Raw genomic sequence first — 12,354 nt, 5'->3', positions numbered from 1 at the left:
GCGATCCTGCCGCGACGAGCAGGCACGGAGAGGGCCTGCTCGGCAGCTCCACTTCGAGGATCTGCTCTGATCGGATCTTCTCCAGACCGATCCGCGGGTAGTGCAAGGCCGCGTCGGCATGCTCGATGAGGCTGGGGCGTCCGGGAATCCTGGAAATTGGCCACGCCGGCGGTTGCTCAGTCCGGTGGTTGCGCGGTGATCGACCAGCATGAGAGTCCTGCGCCTGAGTGTGCGATGGCAAGGAAGGGATCGCCATTGGGGTCAACCCATGTCGCCAGGCCGTTTGCCAGGGTGCCGAGCTGAGCGACCTCGCGTCGCGTCGTCAAGTCCCACAGCACCACGTGTTCGTCGCTGCCGGCGGTGACGACGAACTTGTCCTGCAACGCAGCTACCAGCCACACCGCGCCGTCATGGCGACCGAGCTCGATCGGCTTGCTGCCCGGCGTGGCTGGGTCCCATATCAATATACGGCTGTCCTTTCCGCCGGTGACGATCCGCCCGCTTGGCAGCACCGCCATCGATGTGACCTCTTCGCTGTGATGGCCGCACTCGACTGGCTCGCTGCCTGGCGTAATTGGATTCCACAGCAGCAGCCGACCATCATCGCCTCCGGTAGCGATCTGCCCGTCCTGCAATGCCGCTATCGTCCAGATCGTGTGGTCGGGGTGGCCGACCTGGACCGGTTCGCTGGCCGGCGCGGCTGGATCCCAAAGCAGCAACCGGTGGTCGTACCCGGTGGTGACAACCTGTCCGTCTGGCAGCGCCGCCGCCGTCCATACTGTGCCTTCGTGGCGGCCGAGTTCGATCGGATCGCTGTCCTGCGTGACTAGGTTCCACAGCAGCACCTGCCCATCGTCACCTCCGGTCACAATTTGGTCGCTCGGCAATGCCGCCACCGTCCATACCTTGCCGTTTTGGCGACCGAGTTTGACCGGTTCACCGCCGGGAGTGATCGGGTCCCACAGTCGCAACTGGCCGTCGCTCCCTCCGGTCACGATCTGACCGCCCGGTAATGCTGCCACCGTCCATACCGCGTCGGCGCGGCGGTCGTAGACCCAAGAGGGGTCGACAGTGGCGGCGTCCCACTGCAGCAAGCGGCTGTCCGTACCGCCGGTGACGGCGAGGCCGCCAGGCATCGCCGCCACCGCGGCCATTCCCCGGTCATGGCGGCCGAGCTCGAGCGGTTCGATGCCCGGCATCGCTCGGTTCCACAGCAGCACACGGCCATCTTCGCTACCGGTGATAAGTCCCCCCGGAACCGCTGCCAATGCGGACACCTTGTCGCCGTAGCGTCCGAGGTTGACCGGCTCGGCGCCAGGAGTGGCCACCTTCCACAGCAGCACACGGCCATCGTCGCAATCGGTTGCGACCGCGTCGTCCGGCAGTGCGGTTATCGCCGATACCGTCATGTCATGCGTTCCGAGTTTGACCGGCTCGGCGCCGGGAGTGGACGGGTTCCACAGCAGGACATCGTCGACCAATCCGCCGGTGACGACCTTCCCGCCAGGCAACGCGGCTACCGCCAACACCGCCGTTGTGCGGCGGCCGAGTTCGATCGGTGCGGCGTCGGGAGCGGTGGGATCCCACAGCAGCACACGGTGATCCCACCCGCAGGTGACGACCCGGCCGTCCGGCAGCACCGCCACGGCCGACACGTGGTTATCGTGGTGTCCGAGTTCGATCGGTGCGGCGTCGGGAGCGGTGGGATCCCACAGCAGCACACGGTGATCCCACCCGCCAGTGACGACCCGGCCGTCCGGCAGCACCGCCACCGCTAACACTGAGCCGTCTGCGTGGCCGAGTTCGGCCGTTAGGTTTCTGCTTGTGCGGCGGGTGGTCCACAGCGGGAATAATCCCCCGGGATCGGCCTGTAGCCGTGCGTGCAGGGCGCCGACAAGGCTCACTTCGGTCAGTTCGGCCGCCTGAAGCCAGAGTTGCCGGAGCACGTAGCCGCGTTGGGCGAGCGGATCCAACGGCTTCAGGTGATAAGCCTGACGCGTGACCGTGGTAAGCATCGCGTGGACATCGGGGTCGGTTGGCTGGGCGGCTGCGGCTTGTCGAAGGGCGGCTGTGACATCCGCGCCGCTTGATTGGATCGCGGCGTTGACCCATCCGGCGTCGCTGACTAGTGCCGCTAACCGGTCCGGCTCGGAGGCCAGAGCCTCGGGGCGCTGTCGAGCAGATAGGCCGGAGTGCCGCCAATGCCAGTTGGCCAGTCTGCAGTGCGCCAATGGTCGGCCCACTCGTGGATCTTTTCTCGATATTCGGGCTCGCCCAGGTCGTCAGTCATCTGGGCGTACTCGAGCAACGAGTAGTGCGCGAACTGGTAGCGCGGCTGCCCAACGGACCCGATCTGCTCGAGGCTGCGGGCCGCCTGCTCGGCAACGAGGCGACGCACGTGCAGTTTGTGTACGGCCGATGGTGCGTCTAAGTCATTTGAGAGCGTAGCCAGGTCCGTGACCGTGAGCGGGCCGGCGGCGGCGGTCATTAACCCCAAGACGCTCACTGCCAGATCGGCATCGTCTCCGTGTGTCAGGTGGTAGATCTCCTGGCGAGCCAGGTCAGCGAGTTCCTCAGCGCCTTCGAACGGCCTGAGCTGCTGGGGCCGCGTCGCACGAAGGGGATGCCCGCTCGGCACGTCGTCCGGCAGTTCCGGGTAGGGACGGCTAGCCACCAAGACATGCGCGGAGGCGCCTATCAGGGTGGGAAGCAGGCTGGCAACGCTCGCCGACCCGGTTGGGCGGCGGTCCTCGTCTAAGCCGTCGACCACGAGCAGCAGATGCCGGCCATGTTGGTTCGCGCGTTCGGCCGCCTGCCGCCATAACGTGGCGAACTGGTCCCGATCCGGCATCGGGGGATCCACGCCGCACAGATATGCCAGCTGGGGCACCACCGCCGCGAGGAAACGGTGGCTGTCTGCGTCCGAGGCCCGCCGGGACAGGAAGTAGCAGACTACATCGACCTCGGCAGGCAGCCCGGCTGCAACGGCCTCGTACAACAGCGCAGACTTCCCTGCGTATGCCCCGCCGACCAACCAGCAATAGCCGGGAGGCCCGCTGGCAAACGACGTAATGTCGGCTAGCTCCCGCTCCCGACCGAGGAGTTGCGGCATTCCGTGGTGCAGAGTTAAACCGAATTCGCGCAACGTTTCCCAATACGGGGGCTTCTGGCGCAGTTGGCGAGTTGGGAGGCTCCGGAGTTGGTCGAGGCCTGTAACGCCTAGCCGTGACCACCAAGAGGCTGGATCAGCCACGCCGGCGCCCCAGCCTGGGTGAAGTGGGTCTGACTCGACCGCGGTCAGCGGGATCGCCGTGATGGTCGAAGCGCCTTCTCTGGGCGCGTGCTCGGTCACCACGCCGAGCAGCCATCCGTCCGAGACCACTGGAGCGCCGGACATTCCCGACCACTCTGATTCGCCGAGGGCTACTTGCTCGGGCGGCAAACGCTGCTGCGAAGCAGATACGTCCATGCTCAAGACGCCACGGGCCAGCTTCGACAACACCGGGACGACGCCGAGAGCGTCGACTGTATCTCGTACCGTCTGCGGCGATGGAGTCTCTGCGAACCATGGATAACCCACCGCGTGACACCTCTCCACCGGATCGCCCGTCGGACTCTCCCGATCGACACGCGCCAATCCGATCGGCGGAAGATCCAAGGACACGTCGTCGATCTCGACCAGCGCAAGGTCGGGACCTGGGCCATCCACATCACCGACAAACCGCAGGTCGACCGTTGCTGAGAGCAACCGCTTGTCTGGGTCCCGGACCTGCACTGCAATGGCCCCAGTCACCACGTGCGCCGCAGTCAACACCGTTCGACCCAGCACGATGCAGCCAGACCCGTACCGGTACCGCTGTGCCGCCGATTCGCCCAGGTCGGCGATCACCTCCACCACTCGGGCTCTAAGCGCCACCGACTCTGCCGGCGCCACTGAGCTATCCCTTCAACTCGCTAGTCGCCTGTGCCACCTTCACCGGCTTGCCTTCGCGGTCGACCGGGCCCCCAAAAACTACTGTGACCGTTTGATCCGAGCCGCGCTCGCGGCTTCCACCGCCGCCCACCTCGACGTTGACGAAGGGCACCTTGAATCCAGCCTTGCCATCGATCGACTTGGTTGCCGTGACCTTTAACTCCACGGTCATCGACTCGACCGGCAACTGGATATCGGACCCGCCGCCTGCAGCCCGCGCGGGCAGCAGCTCGTCTCGCAACAGAGCGATGGCATCTGCCAGCCCAAGCCCCTCCGCCGTTGCTTCATCCTTGTCACCCACCTGGACGTGCCTCCCCGACTTGATCTGGTTCCGACCACCAAGCCCAGCTCTGGCGCACAAACTGGTGGCCGTAGGTTGTGAGTCTGACGTCAACTCTTCGTACATCGCCGGAATCACTGAGGTGTTACTCAAGGGGACTACCCAAGCAGGAGCCGATGACGCGTGGCAACGTCTGTCGATCGACTGGGTCGGCCAGGCGGTCGTGAACCACATGCCACCGAAAAGCCAAGTTGTCTCTAGTGCCAGGCTCAGACAAGCCAGTCTGAGACAGCCCTCAGACTTAAAATCCGCGGTTTCCCGGGGATTGTGGGTGCTCAGCCCGGAACGATCTCTGCGTCGACGTCCTGCGGAGGAGCCGCCAGAACGTCGATTTCCTTCCGAATGCTCTGCGTGAGCAGCTGCTCCGCGATCGCGCGCTTCTGGGGGTCGTCGGGAGAAAGCTGCGTGATCAGTTCGTCGATGAGTCGGTTCTCCAAGCGGTGCCGCTCTGCGAGCTGGTGGGCTTGGAGTGCGGCAGCCGCGAGCCCTTCTGCGCGAGCGTTTCGCCGTCGTTGCTCAGTCTTCCAGTCTCGGACAACGATGATGATTCGGTATACCAGCACACAAAGCGCTCCGCCTAGCACTGCCTCAAGTGGGTTCTCGAAGCTCAAGCGCTCGACCCGCATGGGATGCAGCAGGGCCCGCTCTGCCTGGTCTATGTCGCGAATGCGTGCCTCGGCTCGCCTCCGCACGGTCCGTTCGGCGTTGGCCCGCTGGAGCCAGTGGTGTCGCCGGTTTCGGACGGCTGTCTCGATCTCGGCATCGGATGAGTCCGGAGCCAAATTCAGGAGCTGTGCGTATGGAGCTCTGTCGACGGCGGCGCGAGCGATTCGCTCGATGCTTGCGAACCAGCCCAACACTGATTCGAGGTCGGCGATCGATGCGCCGGCGCCTACCTCTGCGGACACACGAACCCGATCGCTTAGGCGGGCATCGATCATCGTCATGGTCCGATTGAAGCCGCTCGCCGGGCGGCACGCTACCTTCGCTGCAGGGCAGCGACCAGCCAGCTGCTCGCCGGCCAGTGCCGTGGTGCCACTTGTGGTGCGAAGCGGTGAAAACAGTGGTGATGGGCGGGGCGTGGCGCATGCCGATTGAAAGGCGCTGGTAGGGGCTGCATGAGGCAGCGTCGTTCCTCCTCGTAATGAGAACGACGTCCGTTAGCTGGCGCGACGGTTCCTACGTTCGGCCCCCGCTGTCACTGCGACTGCCTCTGGTCCCGGTAGTAGTGCGGATCTTCGGTTGCGAGCTGCCACCACGCCAGCCAAGGTTCGGGAGGCGGATGCTGTTCGGGCTGGGGGAACGGATAGTCCCCGAGCGCAACACCATCGACGGCTAGGCGCCCGTCGGCACCAGCACTGACGATGTGCCGCGCACCGTCGGCTGCCACGGCTACGTACGGGTAACCAGCCCGGATGTCGCGCACGATCTGGGGTGCGGCTTCGGTGAACGCCCAACGAAGGCCGAACGGCATGACGGTGTGCCCGCAGTACACGGCCGTGTCGTTGCTGGTGAGGCGGAACGAGATCTCTCGGCCGGCACCCGTGGGCGGGGCGGTCCCGGCAAGCCGACGGACCTCCGCGCCGGCGTCGGCCCAGTTGGGCTGATCGGGATGGTGGCGCTCGTACTCGTGGACGGTGTACGCGGCCAGAGGGAAGTACGCCAGGTCGTTCGTGCCTGAGATGCGGCGGGCTAGGCTGGGGTCGCAGCGCACGAAGAACGCGAATGCGTCCAGGAGGGTCTCGATCACGAGCTGGCCACCGACCACATCCCGGTAGGCATCGTGGGAGCTCCGGCTCGTGCCATTGGGCTTGTTCCTGGTTCGCACGCTGTCGCGTACGACGGCAGGCAGGCTGTCGTGGGGCTGCCAGATGGGCATCACCCGGAACCTGTCGCCTTCGCCGACAACGCGGTCGACCTGGAGGTCGAGAGTAGCTGGGAGGTGGATGTCCGCGTTGCGCGCCAGCACCAAGCCGAGCACGACCTGTCCCTGTGGCTCGCTCTTCTGGAATTTCATGTAGCGCTGCGCGTCGGCGCTACCCAAGCTGTTCCGGAACACCTCTAGGTCGAGGGTGCGGATGGCCGCGAGGGCAGGCGCGATCTCCAGGGCGATGCGTTCGGAGTCGACCTCCATACCGTGGTCGCGGCACAGCGTGGTGTCGGTGGATGCGGCGGCTTCCCAGACGTGGTTGATGTACAGGGCGAGCCCATGCATCTTCTGCTGGCCCTTGGACCGCCGGTCGGGGTCGGTGACGGGAAAGCGGCCGGTGGTGTGAGTTTGGGCCATGTGTTCCCCAGAGGGTGACTCCGCCGCGAGGCGAAGACTACAGCTTACCGTCGGGTCGCCATCCACCGTGGATTGGAATCGACTTCCAGACCGGGCCGCATGATCCAGACGCACGGGGCGTCGCGGTCCGGTTAGCTTGCCCAGGCGCGGGACGCGGCTCCGCTGATACGAGGCCTATCGCTCCAGTTGACTGGCCTAGTCTCGAGTTCGCACCACGGATAGCCCCACGGGAACGACGGAGTCCGTATGTCGTCTGATGAGACCAGCGTCTGACCTGCACGTTTGTTGGGTGCCCCCGGCAGGATTCGAACCTGCGACGCACGGTTTAGGAAGCCGCCGGCACGAGTCGGCTCCGCGTGCGCCGCCACAGCGGAGGCGCTAGCGCGGACAGCTGTTCAGCAAACGCTCGTTGCAAAGTTGTTGGACACTTCGACTTCACAACACGTTTCTTCGACAGTTACGTGTACGGGGTGGCGACGGCTGGCCCCGTCTTTGCCTGGGTGTCGGGAAACGATCGTTTCTCGACACCCTCAATGGCGTGCCGGTAGCATCGAACACGCAGCGAGTTCGTCGTCGCCGGCGGTGTCCTGGGACACCCCGAGTACGCCGGACTGCGGGGGCGGCGGACCGTACGCGACCGCCGGGCGAACACCGTCCCAGCTGCGCACCGGCAGGGGCGCGGCGAAACGGAGAGCGCCGACCGGCGGCTCGGCGAACGGGATGCCGCGGAAGACCGCCAGGCCCGCCTCCCGGCCGCCGCCGAGGACGCTGGCCGCCGTACGGACTTCCGGCTCGGAATCCTTGCTGGATGCGGTGGCGGCCACTTGCGGTTTCCTCTCCGTTCCTGCTGGGCCGAGCATTCCAGCGCGGGCTATCTGCAGCAATCCATTTAGGCGCTCACCCTGGGCCGGTTGGCCGGGTGGTCGACCGCGGAGAAGAGCGGGTGCAGGCCGAACCAATTGGCGAAGGTGCGGGTGAGAGACCGCCCGCCCTCCAGTTCGACCGCGTGACTCTTCACGGCTGATGCCAGCGGGAGGTCCCCCATCCAGACCGCGGTCAACGTCTTCGCGTCGGTGGTGATCGTTACGTCGACGCCGAAGCCTGGGTCCGTCAGGCACAAGTCTGCGTCGGGGAGGACCAGCCAGAAGTAGCGCAGCTTCTCGGGGGCGTCGGCGAAGCGGAAGTGGATCACGGTGCGGCCGGTCGGCAAGGCGTCCGCTTTGACGGTTGTGCGTACCCACCACATGAGCAGGCCGGTGTCGGGTGACTCCTCGAAGATGGGGCGGCGGAGCCAGCGTTCGCTCCAGATGCCGATCTGGGCGAGGACCGGCCCGAGTTCCTGTCCCGCGGGAGTCAGGTGGTACTCGTTGCCGCGGGCGTTCGGCAGCGGTCGCCGCTCGATGATGCCCGCGCGTTCGAGTTCGCGGAGGCGTTTGCTCAGCAGCGACGAGGACATCAGCGGTACGCCGCGCTGGATGTCGTTGAAGCGACGGCTCCCGGTCAGCGCCAGTTCACGCAGGACCAGTGGGGTCCAGCGCTCGGTGATCACTTCGGAGGCCTGGGCGATGGGACAGAACTGGCCATAACCGGGCATGTGTCCAATCTCCTCGCGCCCAGGACCACCGGCAACTGCAGATTCTGCAGTTGATCCGCGACCCCGTCGGCGATGCCATCGAAACAGGCAAGGCACACGGCCGGGCCAGGCGAAAGGAACCGCTCATGTACATCTTCACGATTCACACGATCTCGGACCCGCAGGCGTTCTGGAGCGGACAGCTCGACCTGCCGGAGGGCACCGAGCTGCCGATCGTGGCGCCTAGCGCGGACGGCGCCCGCGGCGTCTGCGTGTTCAGGTCCGATTCGGTCGAGACGGTGCGGAACGTGGTCGACGGCGCGACCAGCGGCGTCAGCCGCAACGAGTACTACGCGATCAACGAGGGTGGCGCGCTCGGACTGCCCGTCTAGCAGGCAGCGCCACCCCTGACGACCTCGCTGCGGTCACGGGTACGGCGCCGTCGGACACGTAGCGGTGAAGGAACGCCTAGGGCGATCGGGTGGGTACTGCGGGGTTATCGCTCTGGGTGGGTGACCGGTTTAGCGTGGAAGGCGGTGCCGGCGCAGGGAGGCGCTGGCCGGGAGGGGGATGGTCATGATCAGGAACATTGTGCGGCTTGGCGTCGTACTGGGGTTCGGGGCGGGATCGGCGTTGGGGGTGGCGACTGTTGCGGGGGCGGATCCGGGCGGGGCGCCGGGGTCGTTCCAGGTTTCGGCCGTCTGTGACAACGGGGCGACGTACCAGCTCATCCTGAACGGGAACGGTGCGTTCTCCGTCGGTCACGACAGTGCCAGCAACTCCAACATCATCCCGACGGCGCTCGGGCCGTTCCACGGCGTCGTCACCGATGCTGCCGGCAACGTTGTCGAGGAGTTCACCGATCCGGCGATCGCGAAGGGCAACTCGACCAAGGATCGTGGCACGTCCACCGACTGCACAGTCACACTCGACGACACGTTCACCGATCCGGACCTGGGCGTCCTGCATTTCCACGGTGATGGCAGCGCCACCGTTTTCGTGACTCCAGCCAACTGAGGATCCAGTGGGCTAGACGAGCCAGGTCCCGGCGCGGAGGAGGACACGGTCCTTAGTTCGTTGACTTCGCGCCAGGCCTGGATCTTTGTCGGCGTGATGCGGAAGTAGAGATAGCCGGCCAACGGGCGGGGGTCGAAGCCTGCCTTCTCGGCGAACGCATCTCCTTCGGCCGCACCAGTCCCCGGACGTTTAGAGGGTCTGTGACGTGCGTCGATCCACATCGTGAGGTCGGCGCACGTCGGCCTGGCCTCGGGCTGCCGCGCAGCGATCTTCATCTCCCGTTCCTGCCAGTTTCCAGCGGTCATCCCCGTCGGCGTGCGAGCAGGTTGCTCAGATGAGAGGGGCCACGCCCGGCTGCTTGGCGGCGAACTAGAATCCGTGCTGCGCCGACACCGGCAAGAACCGACCAATCTCAACGCCTTCCGAGCTGGAGGGCCGACGCTTGCGACGTCGCATCGAGCGTCTGGTGAGCCGCAGGCGTCCTGGGTATGCTGGTGGGCAAGTAGAGGCGAGGGCCTGATGCGCTGCATCGATGCTCTGACGCTTAAGCGGCGGGACGATTGACGACCGTCGTGCGAAGGTACCTGATTTGCGCCCCCTGCACGGATGTTGCCGAGGTCGACACACTGTCGCCCGCAACGAGGCCCATTCAGCCGGGGAATCTTGATACGGCGGAGCATTTTTCCCCGGCTTGAGCCAGCACTGAACTGCCGGCTCAATAAGCCTCCAGGGCCTGATAGCCCTTAAGCGTAAGCACTTACTGAGTTCCAGCGACCGCCGCGCGGACCTCAGTTCATCAGCGAACTTTGCTGGTCGAACTGAGGCCCTGCCGTCGTGCAGCTCCCTCCGACCAGCACTCTCCGGTCGAAAGGAGCCGAGGAGTGGAACTCTCAATCTCAGGGCTTTTGAGCCTAGTGGTAGTGACGATCGTCGCGGCCGCGTCGTACGTCGTGGTCACCAATCCCGATCCACTGCGCCGTCAGGACGCGTTTCACCTCGTCCAGCTGGCGTTGCGCTACGCCTGCGGCGGCTACGGCGGGTTCGTCGTAGCCCACTACCTCTCGCAAATCCCGCTCTCACATCTCATCTAGGCGACAGGTAGTCAGGGCCCCTTGCGCCAACAAGCAAGGGGCCCTGGGGCTCCAGGCTCCGTACGTGAGCGGGTCGTACAGCTCGGCCGGGGGTGTGGCCCAGGGCAACGGTTCGAGGCCTTTGCCGTTGTGGTGGTGGCCTTCGAGGGTGCACTTGCTGAAGGTGCCTTGGGGGTTCATCAGGCTGTTCATGTGGGGGTAGCAGTGGTCGCGCCACCACACGCTCATGCCGGTGCCTGGTTCGAGACGCAGCGCTTCCCAGGCGCGCCAGAGCGCGGACAGGACGCAGACGGCTTCGCCGTGTTTCCACCACTCGCGACACCAGGCCTGCGCCGGGGTTACGGGGCGCCGGTACGCCTTCACGAGGAACTGGTCGACGAATTCGGGCAGGGTCTTGAAGTACGTCTCCGGCTCGGTCTCTGCGGCAGCTTCGAGTCGGTCGCCGGCCGCGGCGGCCGCGGCCTCGAGCTGCTCGGCCTGGTCGAGGCTGTCGTCACAGTCGTCTTCCCATTCGGTGTCGGCCAGCATCACGTGGGCTCTCCTGTCGGCGCGGTCGGTGCGATCGGCGGTACGGCGGTACGGCGGGCGCCGGGGTCGAACCGTGCGAGGGAGGCGCGGATCTGGTCGGCGTACGGGCGTTCCATCCAGGGGATGGCCCGGACCAGGGTAGGCCGCGACCCCGACGACAGCACGATCGCGCGCCCGGCGGGCAGGGCGGCGAGATCGGAGACGTCGAGGATCTGTTCGCGCTGCAGCGACCGGTTGACCGAGGTGGCTTCTTTGCTGGTCGACGTCGAGCTGCGGAGCAGTTCGCGGTCGCCGATGATCTTGACGAGCCGGTCGAGGAAGGCGGCGTCGTCGACGCCGCCGCCGTAGATCCGGCGGTTCGCGGCCGACCAGAGTTTCTCCATGCCGCGGTCGCCCCAGGCTCCGACGCCTTGGGCCCAGGACTGCAGGATCGTGATGAGCACGATCCCGCGCGACCCGTAGTGCGAGTACAGGTCGGGGAGGTCTTTCCAGCGGCAGACGTTCGCGGCTTCGTCGAGGACGCCGATCATCGGTACGGGGAGCCGGCCGCCGGGGCAGGTGGTGGCGTAGTCCTCGGCGGCTTTGACGACGGCCGCGGTGAGCGCGGTGACGAGCGGCCCGGCGTTGGCCGCACCTTCGCGCGACAGGCTGTAGAGGGTGCCGCCGCGCCGTACGAACTGGTGCTGGTTGAACTCCGGCCGCGGTGTAGGGCCGGGGTTCACCCAGGCCGCGACCCGGCTGGATCCCAGGCAGCTGGCCATTTGCTGCGCCGTGCCGAACACGCCGCCACGCTGCCGTTCCGGAGCGGAGCGGATCGCTTCGAGGGCTTCGGCCATGGTGATGTCGCCGGAATCACCGGTGCTCTTGGCGGAATCGCGCAGCAGTTCCTCGGGTTCGGTGGAGTTGACGCTGGTCAGCCACGAATAGACCTGGCGGATCGGCTTGCCGCTGCGTGCGGCGGCGAGCAGCAGACAAGCCAGCAACTGCAGGCCGGAGCTGTCGAAGAGGGCCGTCGGCGCGCGCGTCGACGGCCGGGAGGCGTACGCGAAATCCTGGGCGAGCTCGCGGGCGGTGTCGTCGTCGACGACGTAGCTGAGCGGGTTCCACCACCAGCTGGGCTCCTCGCCGGCAACCTGCTGCGGGTCGAACACCCACACCCCGTCCTTGCCGTAGTCGCCGGCTTCGCGCAGACCGCGGGTGGCGTCGAGGATGTCGCGCTTGTTCGAGGTGACGATCACCGCGCCGGGCGCTTCGGCGATGACCGGTACGGCGACCGAGGTCGTCTTCCCGGTCCGCGGCCCGGCGATGCCGACGATCATGTCCTCGTACGACCCGTACACGTCGGCGCCACCGGCGACGGTGCGGCCGAGGAACACCCCGGGGCTGTCGGCGATCACGCCGAGCCGCTGCGCGGTCGCGGCGACCGCGGACCGCGAGGTGGCCGCGATGTCTCGGCCACGGCCGAGATGCTGCGCGGCCGGGTCGACCCGGGTCCGGCGGCCACCGCGGATCCGCCGTACGGCGAACGCCACGGCTCCGGCCAGC

Annotated in this window: 12 protein-coding genes; 3 read left to right on the top strand and 9 right to left on the bottom strand. The window is 66.5% G+C overall.

Features of this window, described 5'->3' with window-relative positions:
• Positions 1-176 precede the first annotated feature (176 nt).
• The 7 genes from ACLJOO_RS28760 to ACLJOO_RS28730 all read right to left on the bottom strand — a co-directional run bounded on the left by ACLJOO_RS28760 (position 177) and on the right by ACLJOO_RS28730 (position 8,194).
• Entirely contained in the window at positions 177-2,015 is a 1,839-nt protein-coding gene (locus ACLJOO_RS28760) for a WD40 repeat domain-containing protein (RefSeq protein ID WP_410790534.1), read from the bottom strand.
• Between the two features lie 119 nt (positions 2,016-2,134).
• Positions 2,135-3,895: a trypsin-like peptidase domain-containing protein gene (locus tag ACLJOO_RS28755; RefSeq protein WP_410790532.1), complete on the bottom strand. Its 1,761-nt coding sequence runs from the start codon at positions 3,893-3,895 to the stop codon at positions 2,135-2,137.
• 43 nt (positions 3,896-3,938) lie between these two features.
• Complete coding sequence (locus tag ACLJOO_RS28750; RefSeq protein WP_410790531.1) at positions 3,939-4,274, bottom strand: trypco2 family protein; 336 nt, start codon at positions 4,272-4,274, stop codon at positions 3,939-3,941.
• Positions 4,275-4,588: 314 nt separating this feature from the next.
• Complete coding sequence (locus tag ACLJOO_RS28745) at positions 4,589-5,260, bottom strand: hypothetical protein (protein WP_410790529.1); 672 nt, start codon at positions 5,258-5,260, stop codon at positions 4,589-4,591.
• 251 nt (positions 5,261-5,511) lie between these two features.
• Complete coding sequence (locus tag ACLJOO_RS28740) at positions 5,512-6,666, bottom strand: hypothetical protein (protein WP_410790528.1); 1,155 nt, start codon at positions 6,664-6,666, stop codon at positions 5,512-5,514.
• Between the two features lie 464 nt (positions 6,667-7,130).
• The gene (locus ACLJOO_RS28735) at positions 7,131-7,424 is read right to left on the bottom strand and encodes a carboxylesterase family protein (protein ID WP_410790526.1); all 294 of its coding nucleotides are present in this window, start codon (positions 7,422-7,424) and stop codon (positions 7,131-7,133) included.
• A 65-nt stretch (positions 7,425-7,489) separates the two neighbouring features.
• Positions 7,490-8,194, bottom strand: a complete 705-nt coding sequence (locus ACLJOO_RS28730) for a winged helix-turn-helix transcriptional regulator (RefSeq protein ID WP_410790524.1) — start codon at positions 8,192-8,194, stop codon at positions 7,490-7,492.
• Between the two features lie 125 nt (positions 8,195-8,319).
• Here ACLJOO_RS28730 and ACLJOO_RS28725 point away from each other — a divergent pair, with 125 nt between their 5' ends.
• From ACLJOO_RS28725 to ACLJOO_RS28715, 3 genes are all read left to right on the top strand, one after another.
• Positions 8,320-8,565: a hypothetical protein gene (locus tag ACLJOO_RS28725; RefSeq protein ID WP_410790522.1), complete on the top strand. Its 246-nt coding sequence runs from the start codon at positions 8,320-8,322 to the stop codon at positions 8,563-8,565.
• Between the two features lie 184 nt (positions 8,566-8,749).
• Positions 8,750-9,190 (top strand): hypothetical protein, encoded by a 441-nt coding sequence (locus ACLJOO_RS28720; RefSeq protein WP_410790521.1) that lies wholly within the window; start codon positions 8,750-8,752, stop codon positions 9,188-9,190.
• A gap of 920 nt (positions 9,191-10,110) precedes the next feature.
• Entirely contained in the window at positions 10,111-10,281 is a 171-nt protein-coding gene (locus ACLJOO_RS28715) for a hypothetical protein (protein ID WP_410790520.1), read from the top strand.
• On the opposite strand, the gene ACLJOO_RS28710 is transcribed toward ACLJOO_RS28715, so the two are convergent.
• Positions 10,267-10,809, bottom strand: coding sequence for a DUF4913 domain-containing protein (locus tag ACLJOO_RS28710; protein WP_410790936.1), 543 nt, complete (start codon positions 10,807-10,809; stop codon positions 10,267-10,269). The two genes, ACLJOO_RS28715 and ACLJOO_RS28710, sit on opposite strands and share 15 nt — an antisense overlap.
• Positions 10,809-12,341: a type IV secretory system conjugative DNA transfer family protein gene (locus tag ACLJOO_RS28705; protein ID WP_410790519.1), complete on the bottom strand. Its 1,533-nt coding sequence runs from the start codon at positions 12,339-12,341 to the stop codon at positions 10,809-10,811. Before ACLJOO_RS28705 ends, ACLJOO_RS28710 begins: the two co-directional genes overlap by 1 nt.
• Between the last annotated feature and the right edge of the window lie 13 nt (positions 12,342-12,354).

This window comes from Kribbella sp. C-35 (assembly GCF_046549195.1).
In the GTDB taxonomy this organism is placed as follows: domain Bacteria; phylum Actinomycetota; class Actinomycetes; order Propionibacteriales; family Kribbellaceae; genus Kribbella.
Note: the sequence above shows the minus strand (reverse complement) of the source record. Positions and strands in the feature narration are given on the sequence as shown.

Excerpts from the sequence above, each read along its gene's own strand:
- ACLJOO_RS28760 (WP_410790534.1), bottom strand. The coding sequence starts at position 2,015 with ATGCTTACCACGGTCACGCGTCAGGCTTATCACCTGAAGCCGTTGGAT.
- ACLJOO_RS28745 (WP_410790529.1), bottom strand. The coding sequence starts at position 5,260 with ATGACGATGATCGATGCCCGCCTAAGCGATCGGGTTCGTGTGTCCGCA.
- ACLJOO_RS28730 (WP_410790524.1), bottom strand. The coding sequence starts at position 8,194 with ATGCCCGGTTATGGCCAGTTCTGTCCCATCGCCCAGGCCTCCGAAGTG.
- ACLJOO_RS28725 (WP_410790522.1), top strand. The coding sequence starts at position 8,320 with ATGTACATCTTCACGATTCACACGATCTCGGACCCGCAGGCGTTCTGG.
- ACLJOO_RS28720 (WP_410790521.1), top strand. The coding sequence starts at position 8,750 with ATGATCAGGAACATTGTGCGGCTTGGCGTCGTACTGGGGTTCGGGGCG.
- ACLJOO_RS28710 (WP_410790936.1), bottom strand. The coding sequence starts at position 10,809 with ATGCTGGCCGACACCGAATGGGAAGACGACTGTGACGACAGCCTCGAC.